A 21,472-nucleotide genomic window follows, 5' to 3' on the forward strand; every position below is an offset into this window, starting at 1 on the left:
CTAATAATAAGGGTGTTCTAGCAAACCACAATTATTATCGGAGGACGGATAAACATGTCAAAACATTACGAAGCAAAAATTGTGTCATTAAACGCGGCTAAGATAGGTTCCAATCCTCATGGAACTGCTGAATTTACTGAGGATGAAAGCACGTTAACAATCAAAATTGAAATGTTTGATACACCCGCAAATACACAACATTGGGAACATTTCCACGGCTTCCCAGAAGGCAAGGTAGCCGCCATTGCGACGATGGCACAGGATGCCAATGGTGATGGCTTTGTAGATTTACCTGAGACGGAACCAGTATCTGGGACAACAATGGTGCCGTTTGATGCTGCACCTGAAAGGATGTCAATTCCAAACGATACATATCCTGTATCAGATGGTGATGGTCACTTTGTTTACGAAAAGACGGTTCCGCTTGACGAATTGCAACAACAGTTTAAATCGGCGTTTGGAACGACTGACTTACAGCTAGACAAGCGGGTTGTTTATGTTCATGGTGTGCCGGAGAGCCTTGAACTGCCTGACACAGTTGCTGGTGTGGTCGGCCCTTACGATGCACATGTTACCTTACCGATTGCAGTTGGTAAGATTGAAGCGACTGACTGATCAATTGAAATGTATATGAAGAAACGCGCACTGAAGTTTTCCCGTTATAGGATGCTCGGTGTGCGTTTTATGTTCTGATGGTCTAAATTGTTTAAAACACTAATCTTAGAAAGACAATTGATAAGTGATTTCGTGCGTCTGCGGTTTTCCTGGTGTCAGCATCACGGCGCCAAACTGTGGGTGGTTCATGCTGTCTGGCAGTGCCTGAGCTTCCAGAGCAACGCCAAGATAAGGACTGCCATACCCGCCTGTTCGTTTGAAGTTCATATTGTCATGAGTAAAACTATTGGCGGTAAAGACAACTAAGCCGTTTCTTGCTGAATGAAGGGTTACTGATCGGTGGGTTTTAGGATCTGTCAATGTCGCAATGACTTGTTCGTTCCGCGTTGGTTCCACTTTGTAGACATCATCCAGTCCACGTTCAGGGATTGACTGAAGACCATTGATTGCCGCCTTAAGAGGCGTTGGTCTTTCAAAATCATAAGGTGTGTTGGTTAATTCCTCAAATTCACCGGTTGGGAGTTTTTCAGAGTTTAAAACTAATCGCTGAGTACTGTTGATTTGAAGAACATGTGCTTCAATCGAATTTTGATCACCAAGATTGAAATAGGTGTGGACAGTTGGATTGAACGGTGTAAATTGATCAGATTGACCAGTGAAGCTTATTTTGACACGGTTGTCATCCGTTAGTGCGTAATGAATTGTGACATCTGAATCTCCAGGGAAACCGTCGTCTTGAGAGGTGAACTTATGATGCATGGCAATGGTAGGGGTTTTGCCAGAGTAGTCAAATTGACCATCCCAAATGACCGTATTAAAACCATGAGGTCCTCCATGTAATGTGTTATGGCCCTCGTTGGTTGGTACTGTGACAGGACGACCATTGATTGAAAATTGTCCTTTTGAGATTCGACCCGCTGTGCGCCCAATCGCCATGCAAACGTAAAATGGATTGGCTAGATAGTCTTCACTGTGTGGGTAGTTTAAAACCAGATTATGTGGCTGGCCTTCAGCATCCGGAACGTTGATTTCATATAAAGTAGCGCCTAACGTTAAGACTGACAGAGTTACACCGTGACTATTTGTGAGTGACAACTTTTGAACACGTTGACCACGACAGTTATCAAAATCAGTAAGCAGTGCTTTTGTAGATTGTGTCATATTGCAGTCCTCTTTTTAGTGTATTTATTGATAATGCACAAAAGAGGCCATTATCCTCATTGAACGTGATGGTTGGCCCCTTCGTGTATTTCATTATTTTGTTTCTGGCAATTCTTTGTAATCGAAGTCATTGAATGTCGCTGGTTGTTCATAGCCAGCATAATCGACAGCAGCGAGTCCAACGAATGCACCAGTGAAGAAACCACCATAAGTTTGAAGAACATAGTCATCTGATAATACAGCAGCGTCTAACTCAACAGGAATGTTATGCCAAGTCGTGCCGTCAAATGAGTAGTCGTAACTGTAATGGTCTTTACGAACCTGAGTACGGAACCAAACAGCTTCTGTGCCTTCAGGAATTACGATGGCATCATCCTTAAGATAAGAGGTGTACGTGTCACGGTTATTTTCAGCAACTTCAATAACACGTCGCTTCTGATCGTCGAGGGTCACGAATACCCATGACCAGTGGTTATCATTGTAGAAATTAGTTAAACCAGCCATCTGCTGGTAAGTGAATGGATCAAACGTCACTTTTACCTGAGCGTTGAAGTTAAACGCTTGCCAACGACGGGCAATCATTGACACATTGAAATCACTGGCTAGTGAATCATGGCCAATTAAGGTGAGTTTGCCATCGCCGACAGTACCCATATTGGCGTCGAATGGAATCCGCAGCGTGTTCCAGTTTAAGTCAAGCTTCTCACTTGAGAAGTCATCATGTTGTGAGTTGTCAGCGGGTGCTTCGGTTGGAATGGCATCTTTTGGAGCATTGACTTCAACTTGGCCACCATGTCCGCCAACGACTCGTGGCCAGCCATTTTCATCCCATGAAACTTGTTGAATAGAAGTTTCGCGACCTAATGTGCTCCACCCGCGTGGGTCGTGACTAGATTCATTTTTATGGTTCCAAGGACGGGATACTAATGATGCGTAGTACCATTCACCACTTGGTGTGTTTACAAGAGCACCGTGACCTTGTTTCTGTAGATAAAAGTCTGGTGTATCAAAGTTAGTAATGAATGGGCCATCTGGTTCAGATTCAAAGCTATCCGCATCGAGTGTTTGAGACCGGGCAACAACTTCTTCATGGGTGAAGACAGTTCCGCCTTGAGCTGCAAACAGATAATATTGGTTGTCGATGTTGTAGAGGTGTGGACCTTCGACCAATTTCACATCAGTGCCACGATAGATGGTACGAGCCGTTTTAGGCATGAGTTTCATTGTTGAAGTATCAAATTCTGTCAGGGTGATACCGTTAAATGGATGACGGTATTCGCGGTGATCCCATGTTTGTTGAACCAGATATTTTCGACCATTTTTGTCGTGGAATAGGGATGCATCAAAGCCAACACCATTAACCTTGATTGGATCAGTCCATGGTCCACGGATATCTGTCGCAGTGGTGAGATAATTGGTCATATCCTTGAAGGCACCTTCAGTGATTTTTACATCTGTATAGATGAGCCAGAATTTGCCATCGGCATATGATAGATCTGGTGCCCAAATACCACCTGAGGCAGGATTGCCTTTCATATCCAACAAAGTTGTTGTGGATAAAGGCGATGGCAATAAGTTCCAGTGCACCATGTCTTTAGATTCGTGCAAACGAACACCAGGAAACCATTCAAACGTTGAATTGGCAATATAGTACGTATCACCGACACGAATCATGCTAGGATCGGCATTAAAGCCAGGCAGTACAGGATTTTGAATTTTCATGATGATTTTGCTCCTTTATTTTTTAAATACTAATGTTTAATTCGGATTAGTTTTGGTGATGCAACGCATCAATCTCTTTATTGATTTTTTCAACTTCAGGATCTGATAATGGATATTTGCTCATAATCCACATTGCAACGACGGCCAAGATAATTGGTAACCAAATCATCGACCATTGAATCCCAGTTAATGCGGAAGCACTTTGGGTGGCATGCTTTCCGTTAAAGTTAGTAAATGCGTTGATATAGCCGGGGATAATACCACCGAGGGCTAAACCGATTTTGAAGAATAGTCCCATGATTGCGTTGATAATGCCGGCAACCCGTTTGTGTGACGTATATTCACCATATGAGACAACTTCTGGAACTAATGACCACATATAACCAGTGGCGGCAGTAATGCCCCATTGCATCAAGAAACGACCTACATAACCTAATAAGACAGCGTTCTTAAATGCTGGAAAACTCCATACCCACAGAATTAATTGACCAATGATGAACAAGGTTAAGAAGAGGTAGAAGAACTGTTTCTTACCAATGTGTTTACGAACGATTGGCCATAGGAAGACAAGGAAAATACCAGGAATTGATCCGATTAGGTTAATAGATGCCATCCATTCTGGGTGACCAATGTTGTACTGCATGTAAAATGGCCATACAGTATTGCCAAAGAACATGAATGTAAAACCGATCAGGAAGAATAAACCAAGAATCTGCAAGGGTTTGTTACGTTTGATTTCAGCAAACAAATCTGAATATTTAACGGATGCAGTTTCTTTTTTTGTGGGCAGGACCCGTTCCTTAATCCCAAAGAAAGTACACATCAACAGAACGAACCCAATCACCATGTAAATACTCATTACTTTAAAGTAGGCGGGGCCGGCACCAGCGGCGGCATAGTTACCTAAGTTCATGTGAATGCCGAAGAATCCGATATCCTTAGATTGTGGATTAGGAGAGGCGAGTTGAACAAAGAGCGGCAGGAAAGTGTAAACCAACAGGTTACCAATGTTAGCTTCTGTCATCCGGACTGTCGTCAAGGTTGAAACTTCTTGATTGTCCCGTGTCAATGATGCGTTCAGCGCGCCATAGGGGATGTTAACAAACGAGTAAACTAACGCCGTTGCTAAGTAGGAAATAAACGCGTAGGGGATGTTTCCTCGTAGAGAAGGGATAGGCAGGAATAAAAGCGCTGCCAAAATAGTTAGTGGAATGCCAAAGTAGATAAGGTAGGGACGGTATTTACCAAGCTTCGGATTACGTTTGTCGACGAAAGCGCCGACCCAAGGATCCCAAAAGACATTAACCCAACGAACGACCAGGAAAATTGTTGCACCGACGGCAGCAGAAATACCGTAAACAGTTGTTAAGTAGAACAGCAACATGGAACCGACCGTTCCGAAAATTAAGTTTTGCGCTAAGTCACCAGCACCATAGCTGATGCGCTCACGCCAGGAAAGCTTCGCAAACTCATTGTCATGCGAGTTCTCCTTATTTTGTGTATCCATTCGTGTATCCTCCATTACGAAAGGCCGTAACATAAACAGACGGCAAAGGGAGCAGGGATCTCTTTGGAAAAATTAACGATACATTTATCAATGTAGGTTGCATTTTGGACTATTCATATCACGGCCTTACGTTATTAATTTTCTGTATTTGAATTATTTGTTGTGTCAGTGGCTGCTGTTTCAGTTTCACCAGCGCGTGAACGCAATGTTGCTTCAATTTCTTCAAGTGAACGATTACGTGTTTCGAAGACTTTGCTGTGAACAAACCAGATAGCAACGAAACAAAGTGCCATGTAACCTAGGAACAGACTCCCAGTGCCGAAGAAGTTAAGCAATGGGGGGAAAGTAAGTGAAACAATCATGTTGGCGCCCCAGTTAATGACACTACTGAAGGAGTTTCCTAAACCACGAATGTTTAATGGGAAGACTTCACCAATCATGACCCACATAACTGGGCCCCAAGTGGCGGAGAAGAAAGCAATGTAGATAGTTAATGCAAGAACACAGACGATAGCGGCGGCAAATGATCCATGTGAGAATTTCATTGCAACGCTCATAACGAGCAATGAGACACCCATCCCGATACCACCGCCAATTAGCATCTTTTTACGGTCAATCTTATCCATAATGGCGACCGCAATAGCAGTAACGATAACGTTGAAAATTCCGATTCCAATGTGAGCAAGTAAAGCGGCCGAAACACCAAAACCAACGTCGGTGAAAATAGTTGGCGCATAGTAGAGCACGGTGTTACAACCCATAACTTGTTGGAAAATAGCTAATCCAACACCAATGACTAAGGCTGGACGCACTGTTTTGCCAAATAACTCGTGCCAACCACCACTCTTGATAGCGGCTTGTTGTTTGATCTGAGCGAGTTCTTTAGAGACAGCATCCTGGTCGTTATGGTTCATTTGATTCAGAACGGCGGTCGCAGTTTCTAAGTCACCGTTCTTAACTAAGAAACGAGGACTTTCAGGCAGTAACAAACCACCTAAGAATAAAATAGCAGCTGGGAGGGCAGCAAAACCAAGCATCCAGCGCCAACCAGTATAGAAGCCAGAGAAACTGTAGTTAGTGATGTAGGCTAGCAAAATCCCAGTCATAACCATCAACTGGAAGAGGCTTGAAACAGTACCACGTTTGTCAGCAGGTGCTAATTCAGCTAAGTAAGTAGGGATTAAGGCTGATGCGGCACCGACACCCATTCCTAAAATGATCCGAGAAAGAATTAATGTCCAAAACTCTGGGGAAAATGCAGATCCTAATGCCCCGACAAAAAAGATAATTGATGAGAGCAAAACCAGTTTGCGACGGCCAAAACGATCGGACATTGGCCCAATAATAGCGGCACCAAGAACGGCACCTAACAGAACGGCACTAACGACCCACCCTTGTTGCCATGAACCGAGGTGCAGTTGCCGTTGAATAAATAGAATGGCACCTGAGATAACCCCAGTATCATAACCAAAGAGCAAACCACCAAGTGCTCCGAAAAAATAGACGAAGCCTGTTGATACTTTTCTCATGTTATTTCTCCTAATTAATATGTTTTGAAAGTTTGTAAGTTGATTATTAGTTAGAAGATTTGAGTTAGTGTTCTTAAACAACTAACAGTGCAGAGTATAAATTCGATTGACAATAATTGCAAGCGCTTTCCAAAAATATTGTGAAAAAAGTGCATGTTGTTTTTATGAACTACAGTGATCCTTGCTATATTTGAATTTGTGGGATTGTGACGGAATTGGCGGCCTTTATAAGGAAAACAATTTGATAAAATGTTTTACTTAACAAATATCACTTTAAAAAGTTTCGTGAAAGGGCTTGCATTTTCAAAATTGAGGAGCTATGATTCAAATCGTAAGTTGGTTGTTAGCAAAAACTATCTCAAACAAATTCATTTGGAGGAATTCATTCATGGCTTATTGGAATGTTGATAAAGTACCTTATGTTGGTACTAGCGATTTGAAATCAGGTTTAGGTTTCCACTATTACCAACCAGACAAAGTGGTTGCCGGCAAAAAGATGCGCGACTGGTTACGGTTTTCTGTAGCCTACTGGCACACATTTGATCAACGCTTAGTTGACCCATTTGGTGATGGGACTGCCCAACGTCCTTACGACAAGTACACTGACCCAATGGACCAAGCCTTGGCCAAAGTTGATGCAGCGTTCGAATTTTATGACAAGTTAGGCGTTGACTTCCTATGTTTCCATGATCGTGACCTTGCTCCAGAAGGTAACACGTTGCGTGAAACAAACAAGAATCTGGACAAAGTTGTTGATAAGATTGTTGAATACCAAAAGACATCCGGTATGAAGGTTCTTTGGAACACATCAAACTTATTTACAAACCCTCGTTTCGTTGAAGGTGCTGGTACTTCTCCATACGCTGACATCTTTGCTTACTCAGCTGCCCAATTGAAGCACAGCTTGGAAATTGGTAAGCGGGTTGGTTCTGAAAACTATGTCTTCTGGGGTGGTCGTGAAGGTTACGAATCACTTTGGAACACTGATATGAAGAAGGAACAGGAACACGCTGCTAAATTCTTCCACATGGCTAAGGACTACGCTAACGAAATTGGTTTTGATGCTCAGATGTTGCTTGAACCAAAACCAAAGGAACCAACGACTCACCAATACGACACAGATGCAGCCACAACTATTGCATTTATGAAGGAATATGGTTTGGATAAAGACTTCAAGTTGAACCTTGAAGGTAACCATGCCAACTTGGCTGGGCACACTTATCAACACGAAATCAAGACTGCTGTTGATGCTGGCTTGCTTGGGTCATTGGATGCCAACCAAGGTGACAAGTTGATTGGCTGGGACATTGATGAATACCCATCAAACTTGTATGAGACCACTGCTGCTATGTATGAAGTTCTTTTGAACGGGGGTATCGGACCTCGCGGTGGTTTGAACTTCGATGCTAAACCACGTCGTTCATCATTCGAACCAAACGATTTGTTCTACGGTCACATCGTCGGCATGGACAGCTTTGCTGCTGGTCTGTTAGTTGCTGACCGGATGTACCAAGACAAGGTTTTGGAAAACTTGAAGGCAGAACGTTACAGCTCATACAAGTCTGGTATTGGTGCTGAAATCGAAAGTGGCAAGGCTGACTTTAAGTCTCTTGAAGCATATGCCATTGACAAGCCTCAATCTGAATTGATTGCTGCAACGCACTCAGATCACCTTGAACAAGTTAAGGACACTATCAACCACTACATCGTTGACACTTTAGGTAAATAATTGTTAGTCAAATAAGCTTCACCGGTGTAATCAAACGGCGGCACTGCGGAAAGTTCTCCGTGATGCCGTCGTTTGTGTCAAAATAAACAACGTACTTCTTGTTATCCAAAAGTATGTGTTGTGGAGGATTTACTATGAGTTATGTATTGGGTGTGGACCTCGGCACTAGTGCTGTTAAGGTTTCTGCCATTGATAAAACGGGAACGATTAAAGCCCAACAGAGCTACGATTACCCACTTAGCCAACCTAAACCTGGGTACAGTGAACAAAACCCCGAAGATTGGGTGATGGGAACGACGGTCGCTATTGTACGTTTGATTCTTAATGATGGCATTGCGGCTGCGGATATTGACGGGATCAGCTATTCGGGGCAAATGCACGGGCTTGTTTTACTTGACGCTAACAATCAAGTTTTGCGACCGGCTATTTTGTGGAATGACACACGAACAACTAAACAGTGTGAAGAAATCTCCGCCAAAATGGGCGATGATTTCATTGAAATCACCAAAAACAAGTCACTGGAAGGTTTTACCTTACCCAAGTTACTGTGGGTGAAGGAAAATGAACCGGAAACCTTCGCTAAGGCAGCAACATTTTTGCTACCTAAGGATTACGTTCGGTACCGGATGACGGGAAAATTAGGAATGGATTACTCAGACGCTTCCGGAACTGTGCTTGAAGACGTGATGAATCATGAATGGAGTACCAGAATTTGCAAGATGTTTGATATTCCTGAGTCAATTTGCCCACCACTAATGGACTCAATTGACTATGTTGGTAACATTACGCCAAATTATGCAGAATTTTCTGGATTGGATACCCATACCAAAGTGTTTGCAGGTGGTGCAGACAACGCTTGTGGTGCAGTGGGTGCCGGCATCTTACACCCCAATATGGTGCTGTCCAGTATTGGTACATCAGGTGTTGTCCTGAAGTATGAAGAAGATCCAAGCATTGATTATAAGGGCACACTTCAATTCGAGAATCACGCCATTCCAAATGCCTATTATTCGATGGGTGTGACACTGGCAGCCGGATACAGTCTGAACTGGTTTAAAAAGACGTTCGCTAAAGATACTGATTTTAGCGCATTTGTGGCCTCAGCTAATGAATCACCAGTAGGTGCAAACGGATTGCTATTTACGCCGTATATTGTTGGTGAACGCGCACCATATGCTAACGCAGATATTCGCGGGAGTTTCGTTGGTATTGACGGTACTCAAACGCGTAGTGACTTTGTGCGTTCTGTGTTGGAAGGAATCGTGTTCTCGTTCCGTGATATTTTAGATTTGTTCGAACAAAATGGCAGCCAGTTTGATACCGTTGTTTCAATTGGCGGGGGCGCCAAGAGTCCACTGTGGCTACAGATTCAAGCCGATATTTTCAATGTTGATGTGGTTAGCTTAATAAACGAACAGGGACCTGGATTGGGTGCTGCCATGTTAGCGGCTGTTGGTCTCGGCTGGTTCGATACTGTTCAAGATTGTGCTGCCCAGTTCGTTCACTTTGGGACTGTCTATCATCCAATTGAAAAGAATGTGGCAAAGTACAAAGAATTACACAAAATTTATCAAACAATCTATCCGTCAACGAAAGAGCTGTCCTCACGTTTGCTGGCGTTTAGACGCAAAAATTAGGGACGACATGGTATCGATTTAGGAACACTCCTGTTATTTATGCATACTTACCGCCGTCTTTATGCATTATACTAATTGCATAGAATTGATAAGGTGGGGTTGAAGGTGAGTAGCAAAGTTTTAAATCAGGATGTCATGCGCAGTGTGAATCAGAAATTGGTTCTTCAACAGATTTTTAATGAGGGACCAATATCGCGGATTGACGTTTCTAAGAAAATTAAATTAAATAAATCAACAGTGTCTACCTTATACAACATGCTAAAAGAAAACTCTTTGGTGGTGGAATTGGGCCAGGGCGAATCAACTAGCAGCGGTGGTCGCAAACCGATTTTTACGCAGGTGAACGCTCACTGGGGTTATACAGTCAGTTTTGAAATTGGGTACCGTCATCTTCATATGATGACTAACTACTTAAATGGTGACATTATTTCGTTTCGCAATTTTGATATCGTCGGGATGGACATTCATCAGATCATTGATGCAATGCGTGCAAAAGTGCGGCAGATTAATATTCCGGGAACCTTACACGGGTTACTAGGCATTGGAGTAGCTGTTTCTGGAACTGTTTTGGATGAACACGTTGTGCATGCACCGTTTATCGATATGAAGGATGAAAATATCGTTCGAAGTCTTACTGGCGAATTTCAAGTGCCAGTTATGATGGAAAACGAGGCCAATTTGTCTGCTATTTACGAGCGTGACTTCAATGAAGCAGGCCTGTATCTAAATACAATCACAGTCAGCATCCATAAAGGGATTGGTGCCGGGATAATTATTGATAGTCAGCTTTACCGCGGCTTAAATGGTGAGGCCGGTGAAATTGGACGAAGCATTATGATGGATGCAAACGTAGGTATGTTAGACAATTTTCGTAAAGTGGAAGATTTCTGCTCTGAAGATGCCATTATTGGGTTTGCTCAGGGTGTTAAAGAAGATCCAAGTTTACAACGAGATGACTTAGTGGATCTATTTCGTAGTGATGACGCAGACATTAAGAAAATTCTGGATGAATTTACGACTGCCATTGCCAAAATTATTTTCAATGTAGCCAGTGAGTTTGATCCAGAAGCAATCTTCATTAATTCACCGTTAATTGACGAATTACCGTCATTGCTTGAACAAATTCGTCAGAAGTATCAACTAATTTCTCGGAATCGCACCCGCATTCGGCTAGCAAAGGATTCACAGCATGCAACATTACTTGGCGCATGTTCTCTTATTACGCATCGCGTTCTTAAAATGGATGATTATGCACTGAAGTTTGTGTAAGGCTAGATCCTGATTTATTTATTTTTTATGCGTCATTTTAAATTCGATTGATAAGAGGGCAATGATTCAGTGATTTTCTGAATGATTGTCTTTTTCTTTAAACGTAAATGGTCAAAATAAAAAGTATGCAATGTGAAAGAAGAGAGATCATGGAAAAAGTCGTGTGGCCGGAAGCTGGTAAAAGGATGCTAGCAGGTAAGGTTTTTCGACAGACAGATGAGTTATTGGAAATTAGGTTACAAACACGTCGGGAAGTGAAATCGTTTAATGACACTGATTCCGCAGATTTGAAATCGCGAGAACAGATTATTCGTCATTTGTTTGGGAGTATTGGCAAAGATTTTTACATTGATTCACCGTTTCACTGCGATTATGGCGTCAATATCAAGGCAGGTGACAATTTAAAGGTAAATATGGGCTGCACGTTTCTAGACTCTAATGTGATTAATATTGGTAATGATGTTTTGATTGCACCAAATGTTGGTTTGTATACGGCAGGTCATATTGTGGATCCAGAATTACGCAAAAAGCCATCTGCTTTGCAATATGCTTTACCGATTAACATTGGCAATAACGTTTGGATAGGCGCCCAGAGTATTGTGTTACCTGGTGTGACGGTCGGTGATAATACGATTATCGGTGCTGGCAGCGTTGTAACTCGTGATTTACCAGCAAATGTCGTTGCAGTCGGAAATCCTTGCCATGTATTACGTAAAGTGAATGGCCGAGACAAACGCGAGTTTTTAGGACGGCCGTTTAGTGCAGCGATGGACGATTAAAATTTAATGATTTCGATGGTGAGGCCGGCTCTGCAATTGGGTTGGCCTTTTGATGTCCTCAAATGGAATTAAAACGGAAAACTTACGATTTGTTAGTTCAAAAATGACGATGACCGTTTCTCGCTGGGCACCTTTGTTAGCGCGAATATCACGAACTGATTATGATTAAGCGTAAATAATTGGTGCATGGAAATGTTTTATACTCAATCTTTGTGCTAAACAAGCACGTGATCGGTTGAATCAAAAGAGAGAAGGCAGTCGCATGAAAAATATGAATAAGGATAGTCATGCGTCAATGGATATGAATAATGACAGTGACCTGATGCAGCACGGCGGTGAAATGATGCATATGGGCAACATTACGCAAAAATTTTGGGTGTCATTAGTTGTCTCAATTCCGGTTGTAATTTTGTCACCCGTATTGCTGAATCGTTTCTATCCAGGACTCGCTTTTCCTGGATCAGAATGGTTACTGGTAATGCTAGCGTCGTTTATGTATTTTTACGGTGGCGCACCATTCCTTCGTGGCGCACGTGCCGAACTAAAGGATCGTCATCCGGAGATGATGACATTGATTGCCATCGGGATTTCCGTTTCCTATTTCTACAGCATTTATGCGTTTATTATGAATACGTTTGTCGGTGGCACAAACGTTATGGATTTCTTCTGGGAATTAGCCACACTGATCGACATTATGTTGTTGGGGCACGTCATTGAAATGAATGCCGTGATGTCTGCAGGTAACGCTTTGCAGAAAATGGCCGCACTGTTACCAAATGATGCAACACTAGCAAATACAGATGGCACCACAAGTGACGTGCCGTTGTCAGAAGTTCAGGTTGGTCAAACAGTGCTAGTTAAAGCTGGCGAGAATATTTCGACTGATGGCACGATTGTCGATGGTCAAACGTCGGTTAATGAAGCGATGGTCACTGGCGAAGCACGTGACGTCACGAAAGACGTTGGTGACGAGGTTATTGGGGGCTCGACAAATGGTGCCGGCGTTATCCAAGTAAAGGTTACCGGGACTGGAGAATCAGGATATCTGTCCCAAGTGATGCAGTTGGTCAATAATGCGCAGAAAGAAAAGTCTAACGCTGAAGGCGTTGCTGATCGTGTAGCTGGGTGGCTAGTGTATGTGGCTGTTGGTGTTGCCCTAATTGCGTTTGTCCTCTGGTGGATCATCGACAAGAACTTTAATTTTGCTTTGGAACGAATGGTCACCATTCTTGTGATTGCTTGTCCTCATGCTCTCGGTCTCGCTATTCCGTTGGTTGTTGCTCGCTCTACATCCATTGGGGCCAAAAACGGGTTGTTGACGCGCAAACGGCAGGCGTTAGAGGATGCAAGGCGGTTAAACGTAGTGATGATGGATAAAACGGGGACGTTGACAGAGGGAAACTTTGCCGTTTCTGACGTTGAGAGCTTTACAGCTGACCATGACGCTGATGGTATTCTAGCAGTCATGGGCGGTCTAGAAACCGGCTCATCCCACCCCCTATCAGTCGGTATTATTAAGGAACTCGAAGCCCGACACAAAGCGAGTGTCGCTGTAAACAATATCAATAACTTGCCTGGAACGGGGATTGAGGGCGACTATCAGGGTCATCATGTTGCAATTGTGAACGAACGTTTTGTGAATGAAAACAAGATCGATTACGATCAGAGCGAATTTAATGAATTGTCTTTGCAGGGGAACACGGTGAGTTTCTTGATCAGCGACAATCGTTTGTTAGGATGGGTTGCTCAAGGTGATCAACTGAAGGAAAGCTCAAAAGCTTTGATCGATGGCTTGAAGGCTCGCGGCATTCGTCCAGTTATGCTGACAGGTGATAACAAGCAGGTCGCCGGATTGATTGCCAAACGTTTGGGAATTCCTGACGAAGATGTGCATGGTGAACTGAAGCCAGAAGACAAGGAAGTTATTGTCAAACAGTATCAGGATCAAGGATTAGTTGTTGCAATGGTGGGCGATGGTGTCAATGATGCACCGAGTCTGGTTCGCGCAGATATTGGTATTGCTATTGGTGCTGGCACGGACGTTGCCGTTGATTCTGCCGATATCGTGCTGGTTCGTAGCGATCCGTCCGATATCTTGCATTTCCTCGATTTAGCACACAACACAACAAGAAAGATGGTCCAAAACTTATGGTTCGGGGCTGGTTATAACATCTTCGCCATTCCGTTGGCCGCAGGCATTCTAGCATTTGTTGGCATAATTCTTAGCCCAGCCGTTGGTGCGTTGCTCATGGGGCTCAGTACGGTGGTCGTGGCGATCAATGCGCAAACGTTGAAAATTTAAGGTGCCTTGATCAAGGGGCAATTAGTTTTAGGGAACGGGCTGGCAACCTCTGTGATCAAGGAAAGCGGCACAATCACAAAAAGGTGAAATCTAACGCTACGTTTGGTAAACGTAATGTCAGATTTCACCTTTTTGTGTGATTACAATTCTTTCATGGGCTGGTTATATCCGTGGTCGCCAAATGGTTGTAATTTTGTCAGCCATTCTTTCTTAAGCTCTTTGAGTGTATACCGCATGTTTAACACGTCGGTGGCATCCTTTCGATACAATTCGCTAAACTCAAAGTTTTCTGCACCATACTTTCGCCAATCGGCTAACAAGTCTGGATTGGGAAAGCTACCATTGTTTAAATTTTGTTGGTAAAAGGACCACCGATTTTTGAGGTTGGGCACAGCGGCAATGTATATTTTACCGTTCGCTTTATTTTTCAGTTGAATCACACCATAATCGATTTCAATTTTTGCATATTGATCCAACAGTTCTTGCTTTCGTTTGGGATTCATTAGTTCCTCCTTTGTTACTTGTTTTCTACTAGTATCAGCATCCACTCATACGAATCTCATAACGATGTGCACCAAATTGGTAGCGAGTTGGTTGAGATCGGTAAAGTCGAGAAAACGTTGGTTACCATAAATTTCCTTCAACGTCGCAGCGTCATCACCCAGGGCAGCGGAAAGGACAACAATGCCTTCTCTTTCGGCTTCATGAACGATCTGTTGTAAGTCATCCTTAGCTAAGTCACCGGTGTAGTTTGGCATTGCTTTGGGTTGACCGTCGCTAAGATTGATCAGCAGTTTTGTTTGCTCAGTTCGTGCTGCAAGTTTGTCCGCCAGAATTTTGAGAGCGCTACCATCACGATTGTTATTCAACGCTTTGATGGTCGTCAAACGTAGCAAGGCGATGTCATAATCTTCGTTAAATTCTTTATAAGCATAGATGGAAGTGCGTTCACGTTCACTAACATCTGCCGTATCACCATTGATGGTTAACGGAATGTTTAGATCTCGACAGAAGGCGGTGAGAGCGAAGAGTGCTGTTTGCTCATGCTTGATGCGGTTATCCTCAACCATTGAAGCAGATTGATCAACGCGGATGGCAATTGCTAGTGAGGGGTCTTCATCAGGAGTCCGCTTTTTTGTGAAGTAACCGAAATCTTGATTAACAACTTTACTAGCATCGAATTGTTGTCCAAACACTTTACCCTTAGCGACATCGCTAGCGTGCTCATTCTGCAGGATTTCGCGCATTTGTCGAACTAGTTGATCCGTAATAAGGTGGTTGGATTGTAGCTTTTCATTGGCTAGTTTAACGTCGGCGGGCGTGATCTTGGGAACGTGAACGATAAGACCTTCACGTGCATGAATGGTATTTTTCAAACTTTCGCGAGCTGATTGATTTAACGCTTTTCGCGTTTGTTTGGCGGCATCGGTATCGATCACTGGCATCGAGAGTGTTTCGCCTTCGTGAAAACTTTCTTCTTGTTGCTCGGTACCGATCATACTGGTTACGTCGAGGCTAGCGTCACGTTTGACAACTTCGGCTGTGACTTTATCACCGTCTGGTTGAACATTATTATCTTCACTCTTAGTGTCTAGCGACTTTTCATTGTCAGGTGAGATGGGTTGCTTATCAGCTTCTGAATCTCGGTCAGGCTTATTCTGGTCAGCAACAGCAGGTGTGGTCGGTTCACTGACCGATGGCTTAACGTCTTGTTGTGTATGAGTAGCAGGAATGGTTCGTTTGACAGCCGATTGGGTGGCCAAACTGACGAGTTGATCCCAAAGTCCGGCATCCACAATTGCCTGTTTCAATAGTTCAATTTCGAGTTCATCAGTGGTGATTTTATAGAGAACCATCTGATCAAACGATTTAAGAATATCTGTAAAAGCAGTGCTGGCAGACCAATAAAGGTAACTCCGCATTCCAGCGACACCGTGAATACCATTGGCCTTTGCCGTTTCATCAAGTAAACGAATAATGTTTGCCATCACGGTCAGCAATTTTTCGTCATGTAGACCACTTTTTGCGGAAGCGCGGGCAACCATGACCGGGATGGTCGGTAAGTCCATCTTTTCGGAATACTGCATCCGGTCTCGCAGAGATTCGTTTAGTGGTCGGTTACCTTGATAGTTTCGGTTAGTTGTTAACACCACGACCGTGTCAGGATGTCGTCGAATTCGACCTTGTAGGGTTTCCAACGTTCCATTAGGTTCCAAAACCGAGTTCAACGCAACCAACACGGACGCGTCACGGATGACAGTCGGTTCTTGGATTTCTAGCAAGTAACCGTTTTGAACGGCCTTAACGATTTCGGAAGGATAAAAACGATAGCTAACGGATTGATGGCTATCTTGATAATGTTGCAAATAGGCCTTGGCGTCCTTCTCAGACAACTTCAAGCGGTCGGCCAAACGTGAAATAACTTCTGCTTGTGACTGACTCTCATCAAAGATGGTTTGTAGTTCGGAATCTTCGTCCAAGACAGGCAACAGGGAACCGAGAATATCGGATTTATCCATATCTGCAAAACAGGTAATTTTTGTGTAGGGCAGTTGTAAATCAGCGGAAAGGGCCTTTGCCAGTTGCGTTTTGCCGGAACCAGCGTCACCTTCCAATAGTAAATTTGTAATGCGCATTTCCGGCATTTGCCAGGTGGCGATGATGGTATTGGCAATCCGCCGTTCTTGTTCACTGGTCACGTGAGAAGCCGGTTTCTGCCAGATTATCGCTTGTTCCACGGTGGAATAGTCGGTGCGCTGTTTTTGTAATGTGGTACTCATGATTCTAACTCCTTAATTTTTGTGCAACACTCTGCTCTTAATACCCCAATTTTTTTAATTCGCCGGCAAGCAGGCGGTAACGTTCGCCGTACAACTCTCCGTCACTTTGCAGTTGGTCATAGAAAAATTGGATATCGTGTGCAATGGTTTCGTTATCGGCATCAACATTGATTTCGAACCCAGTTCCTTGTAACGCGTGTTTGATAATTGCAAGGTGATCCGGGTCGTATAGATCGTCCATTTTGTAGGCGGCTTCCATAAAGTAGGCGTTGGTGCTGAGAATCAGCAACGCTAAATCTAAAATGCGCGTTGCGGGAATGGTTTGTGATTCATCATGGTTAAGTTGCACCATGAGTTCGCCAGTCGTTGGGCGGGAACCAAGTTTGTCACCATAAGTTGCTGTATCAACAGCATGGGTGCCAGTACTACGGCCATCAGTTTGGTCAAACTTGGGGTTGATTGAAATTGATTTGTAAGTCATGTTAATTTCCTCGATTAATTTGAGCGGGAAAATCAGTCCTTAACAATCCAGTAACGTGAGCCGTCGCGGGTACGATCCATAAAGCCGTACTCAATGAGATAACGGCGCAACGTTACGGGGTCATCGCTAATTTTCTTTAAAATTGCAGTAATTTGTAGCTCATCCCATTCACCATCAGTTGGCAAACTTTGTGTGATGCGGTCGAGAACGACCACGATTCGCTTTTGTTTACGCGGCAAACGCTTTAAGGTCAGCTGTCCATTCGTTTCTGATAAATATTCAGCGACAGTGTTCTGCCATTCAGCGTTGGTAATTGCGAATCGGTCATCTGGTCTGGCAACGTGACCAGGAATGGGGATGAGGGTGTCAGATTGATCATGATTGATCTCAAAGACATTGTGGTACATAGCCAAATATTGCTTGGCTTGTTTGGCTTTTTCTCGAAACGTAAATTTTTGATGGCGAATCGTAGAAGCCGAAACATTCATGTCTCGTGCAATCTCGGCATCTTTTTTACCAGTCGCAAACTCAGTTAGTAAGGCTTGTTGCTTCTCTGTTAATTGATTGTATTTTGAATCATCATGGATTAATTGGTAAGCGTTTCCTTGATGAACGTTTTGAATGTGTTGCTCAATTGCCGCTGCAGCAGCAAAAAAATGATCATTAATTTGATAAACCTGGTCGGCTTCAAACTTGGCATCGCAGTAGTTACAGTAAAAAGTATCTACTTGACGATGCCAACCTTGTTCCAACTCTTGTTGCGAGTAATTTGAAAGCATATTATCACCTCAATCAATAAACGTATATTAAATGTGTTTACTGTATTCGTCAACACTTTTATTTTATATTGAGTTTTACTATTGAAATTGTGCTTTAAAAAAAGCCCGTGCAATCGCTGTTATTTCGACAGCTTTAACACGAGTTTAATAGATGAATAAATTGAATTTGTTAACGCTTGACAGACTTAATGCAAAGCATGGAAATACCTCCAACTAGCGAAAAGATAAATGACACAATAAAGATGGCGGAAAATCCGAACCAGGAAATGACAAGCGCGGCAATGACAGGAGCAATGGCCTGCGTAACCGTATTGCCCAAGTTATAGACTCCAAGAAAGAAGGCTACACGATTGGGATCAGGAATAACTTCTAAATTTAGTAAATTATCCAAAGAGTTCCACACACCCATACCGATACCTGCTGAAAAGGCATAAACAATAATTCCAACGTTGTTTCTTAGCAAAAATAAGGTAATGGCACCTAATGCCAAAAATATAGTGGAAAATGCTACAGGAAATTTGAGAATTTTAAATTTATCCGAAATAGGACCAGCAACAAAACCCATAAGAATACCGAAAATCAACATAATGGTGTTGATCAATTGAATCGAAGATTGTGTATTTGAACCACGATGAAGAAAGTCAGTCATGATGTATAAAATGTAACCAGTGATAGCGAAGTTTCCAACACCTTGAAAAAGTTTACCAATTAAAGCCAAATAGTAATCACGTCCAATGGCCCATTTAGGAAATATTTGTGTGATTTCTTTAAATGAAAATGTGCTACCTTTCTTTTCTTGATGTTTCACGTCTTCAGTACTCGAGGGTTCGTGAACAATGAGAACAGCAATTAGAGTGCCAATTAATGTGAAAATCCCAAAGAGAATGAATCCTAATCTGTACTGACTTAGGAATAAGGCCCCGATGACGGTAAAACCATTATTTCCTAGCGCCATGCCTAATCCACCGTAGGCTGAAGAGGCTGTACCACGACCATCCTTTGGTGCTAAATCTAGCCATGCCACCATGGGTGCTACAATAAAGTTCAAAGCAGATTGTCCAATCATCCATGCAATCAACAGATACGGAATATTGGTTGCAAAGGAAGCTAGAATCATTGATAGCATGAAGACGGTTGCGCCTCCAAGAATCCACGGCGCTCTTTTTCCAAATCGTGATTTAGTCCGGTCAGATAAAGCGCCGGCAATCATATTTGAAATTGCCGCCACAATCATGCCGCATGTAGAAAATAAGGCCACTAGATTAACCTTATTGGCCGCATTTAAGTGTTGAATTAATGCCGGCAAAAATAGGCTGTTCATAACAATGTACGGGCCTAACCAACTAGCAGGACCAATGATTAAACCAGGAATTAAACGTTTAAGAGGGATTACTGTTTTTTTCATTTTATTTGTCCGCCTTTTCAATGATTCTTTCGATAATGCTGTTATCGAGATTACTTACCTTGTAGTATTCAAAATCTGCAAAGGATTTATGCTGAAATGCATCAGTGGCGCCAATAAAATTAAATAGCCCTGTAAAGCCACCAATTTCACCGGGTTCACCATTGACGCCTTCATCAGACAGGTAAGTTGCATCAAATGCCTCGCGAATCGTTGACCAACATTTTGAACCGTTAGACTGATATTGAAATAAAACGTTGCCGGAATGATAAATAAGTTTAAGCTGTAAAGGACCTTCGGGTATGGAGACTTCACTGAATTTATAATCATGACGTTCGCCCAGTTTTGCCTGAAGAATTCTTAGAACACGTGAGTCCTCTTTTTCACTTGGACAGATTCGGGCATATAACCAATTATTAGCATCGTAATAAAGTCCCAATCCAGCACTCTGTGAGAAGTGATGTGGTTGGAATTCAATGGATGTTTGAACGGTATAATTTAACGAAGTCGCTCGTGTGGCCATGATTGATGGATTAACTTGCGAAAAGAAAGAATTTCCACCGTAAATGCGAAGATGGTTTGGCGACTCTGCTGTGTTTACCCATGAAGAAGCTTGCATTCGATATGGTGTCATAAAGTGGTTATCAAACGTTACTTCATGGAAATCATCTTGAACATCTGAATCAGCAGGTTTTTGCTCAGCTATTTGAACACTTTTTGGACTTTCGACAGTGGATTTTGCAAGATTTGAACCATCGACCATCGTTAGCCAGCCTCGACTATCCCACACCATTTTTTGAAGGCCGGTTTCGCGTCCCAAGGGATTCAGTTTTGTGTTAGGCAATGGACGAGACATCAGATGTGCGATGTACCATTCATCCTCTGGCGTTTGAACCAGTGAACCATGACCTGCCTTTTGAATTTTTGAAAGTGGATTGTACATTTCAAAATGACCAGCGTCAGGGTCTCCGAGAGAAAATAGATGATGAGGGGAAGAAGTTAGAATTGGTTCATTAGTTGGGTTTGGTTCATAAGGCCCAAAAATGTTTTTAGAACGCCCCATTTCAATTCCATGAGCATAACCAGTGCCACCACTAGCTAACATCAAATAATAATAATCGTTATGGCGATATAATTGTGGAGCCTCAACACAACCACGTGTGGTGAAGCCAGTTGTAACTGAGTGCCAGCCTCCAATAATGTTGCCATTGTTCAAGTCAACTTCCGCGATGACGATATGTCCGGGAGCTTGATATCCGACTCTAGATTCCCATTCTAGAATGGAAAGATAATGGCGACCGTCTTGATCATGAAATAAAGATGGATCAAAGCCAATTGACGTGAGATAGATTGGCTTTGACCAAGGGCCTTTAATATCGTCCGCCCACATTGCAAAGGAATCCGCGTTGAATTCACGCCCCGCCATGTTTTGCATGTGAGAATAGGCAAGCCAATATTTATTAGTTTTTTTATCAAATGATAAGTGTGGGGCCCATATGCCAGCTGGTGTATTTGTGCCACGAAGGTTAACTTCATCGTGTTTTAAAACCTGGGTAAGGAGCCCCCAGTTGGCTAAATTGGTCGAATGAAATATCTGAATTGCTGGATTCCAGTGGAAAGTCGATGTGGCAATATAATAGTCTCCGCCGACTCGAATGATTGATGGGTCGGGTGCCATACCAGAAATAATTGGATTGTGAATGATTGACATAGAAATTTATACCCCATTTCGTAAAAGTCATGATTGTCCTTTTACTTAAGAACAGGCAAATACTATTAT

General features: G+C 42.9%; 16 protein-coding genes. 6 read left to right on the plus strand and 10 right to left on the minus strand.

Annotated elements, in window-relative coordinates; translation table 11 throughout:
* Nucleotides 1-54: 54 nt before the first annotated feature.
* Entirely contained in the window at nt 55-615 is a 561-nt protein-coding gene (locus tag G400_RS0109920) for a hypothetical protein (RefSeq protein WP_017261046.1), read from the plus strand.
* Between the two features lie 105 nt (nt 616-720).
* Here the strand turns inward: G400_RS0109920 and G400_RS0109925 are convergent, their stop codons facing one another.
* The 4 genes from G400_RS0109925 to G400_RS0109940 form a co-directional block, all read right to left on the minus strand.
* Nucleotides 721-1,776 carry an aldose epimerase family protein gene (locus tag G400_RS0109925; RefSeq protein ID WP_017261047.1) on the minus strand — a complete coding sequence of 352 codons (1,056 nt, stop codon included), beginning with the start codon at nt 1,774-1,776 and terminating at the stop codon, nt 721-723.
* A gap of 93 nt (nt 1,777-1,869) precedes the next feature.
* On the minus strand, nt 1,870-3,498 hold the full coding sequence (locus G400_RS0109930) for a glycoside hydrolase family 43 protein (protein WP_017261048.1): 1,629 nt from the start codon (nt 3,496-3,498) through the stop codon (nt 1,870-1,872).
* 46 nt (nt 3,499-3,544) lie between these two features.
* Complete coding sequence (locus tag G400_RS0109935; protein WP_017261049.1) at nt 3,545-5,005, minus strand: MFS transporter; 1,461 nt, start codon at nt 5,003-5,005, stop codon at nt 3,545-3,547.
* Nucleotides 5,006-5,139: 134 nt separating this feature from the next.
* Entirely contained in the window at nt 5,140-6,549 is a 1,410-nt protein-coding gene (locus tag G400_RS0109940; protein WP_263640339.1) for a sugar porter family MFS transporter, read from the minus strand.
* Nucleotides 6,550-6,922: 373 nt separating this feature from the next.
* Between G400_RS0109940 and xylA the strand changes: the two genes are divergently transcribed.
* From xylA to G400_RS0109965, 5 genes are all read left to right on the plus strand, one after another.
* Entirely contained in the window at nt 6,923-8,263 is a 1,341-nt protein-coding gene (gene xylA / locus G400_RS0109945; RefSeq protein ID WP_017261051.1) for a xylose isomerase, read from the plus strand.
* Between the two features lie 134 nt (nt 8,264-8,397).
* The gene (gene xylB / locus G400_RS0109950; protein WP_017261052.1) at nt 8,398-9,900 is read left to right on the plus strand and encodes a xylulokinase; all 1,503 of its coding nucleotides are present in this window, start codon (nt 8,398-8,400) and stop codon (nt 9,898-9,900) included.
* A gap of 105 nt (nt 9,901-10,005) precedes the next feature.
* Nucleotides 10,006-11,169 carry an ROK family protein gene (locus G400_RS0109955; RefSeq protein ID WP_017261053.1) on the plus strand — a complete coding sequence of 388 codons (1,164 nt, stop codon included), beginning with the start codon at nt 10,006-10,008 and terminating at the stop codon, nt 11,167-11,169.
* A gap of 149 nt (nt 11,170-11,318) precedes the next feature.
* Nucleotides 11,319-11,948 (plus strand): sugar O-acetyltransferase, encoded by a 630-nt coding sequence (locus G400_RS0109960; protein WP_017261054.1) that lies wholly within the window; start codon nt 11,319-11,321, stop codon nt 11,946-11,948.
* A gap of 262 nt (nt 11,949-12,210) precedes the next feature.
* Nucleotides 12,211-14,250, plus strand: coding sequence for a heavy metal translocating P-type ATPase (locus G400_RS0109965; protein ID WP_017261055.1), 2,040 nt, complete (start codon nt 12,211-12,213; stop codon nt 14,248-14,250).
* Nucleotides 14,251-14,390: 140 nt separating this feature from the next.
* Here the strand turns inward: G400_RS0109965 and G400_RS0109970 are convergent, their stop codons facing one another.
* From G400_RS0109970 to G400_RS0109995, 6 genes are all read right to left on the minus strand, one after another.
* Entirely contained in the window at nt 14,391-14,753 is a 363-nt protein-coding gene (locus G400_RS0109970; RefSeq protein ID WP_017261056.1) for a GIY-YIG nuclease family protein, read from the minus strand.
* Nucleotides 14,754-14,798: 45 nt separating this feature from the next.
* Nucleotides 14,799-17,030, minus strand: coding sequence for an AAA family ATPase (locus G400_RS0109975; protein WP_017261057.1), 2,232 nt, complete (start codon nt 17,028-17,030; stop codon nt 14,799-14,801).
* 37 nt (nt 17,031-17,067) lie between these two features.
* Nucleotides 17,068-17,511: a DUF6530 family protein gene (locus tag G400_RS15025; RefSeq protein WP_017261058.1), complete on the minus strand. Its 444-nt coding sequence runs from the start codon at nt 17,509-17,511 to the stop codon at nt 17,068-17,070.
* A gap of 32 nt (nt 17,512-17,543) precedes the next feature.
* Nucleotides 17,544-18,290, minus strand: a complete 747-nt coding sequence (locus G400_RS0109985; RefSeq protein ID WP_017261059.1) for a DUF2087 domain-containing protein — start codon at nt 18,288-18,290, stop codon at nt 17,544-17,546.
* A 169-nt stretch (nt 18,291-18,459) separates the two neighbouring features.
* Complete coding sequence (locus G400_RS0109990) at nt 18,460-19,695, minus strand: MFS transporter (protein ID WP_017261060.1); 1,236 nt, start codon at nt 19,693-19,695, stop codon at nt 18,460-18,462.
* A 1-nt stretch (nt 19,696) separates the two neighbouring features.
* The gene (locus G400_RS0109995; RefSeq protein ID WP_017261061.1) at nt 19,697-21,403 is read right to left on the minus strand and encodes a family 43 glycosylhydrolase; all 1,707 of its coding nucleotides are present in this window, start codon (nt 21,401-21,403) and stop codon (nt 19,697-19,699) included.
* Nucleotides 21,404-21,472: the final 69 nt, after the last annotated feature.

Origin of the sequence: Furfurilactobacillus rossiae DSM 15814, assembly GCF_000428925.1 — a bacterium.
GTDB lineage: Bacteria > Bacillota > Bacilli > Lactobacillales > Lactobacillaceae > Furfurilactobacillus > Furfurilactobacillus rossiae.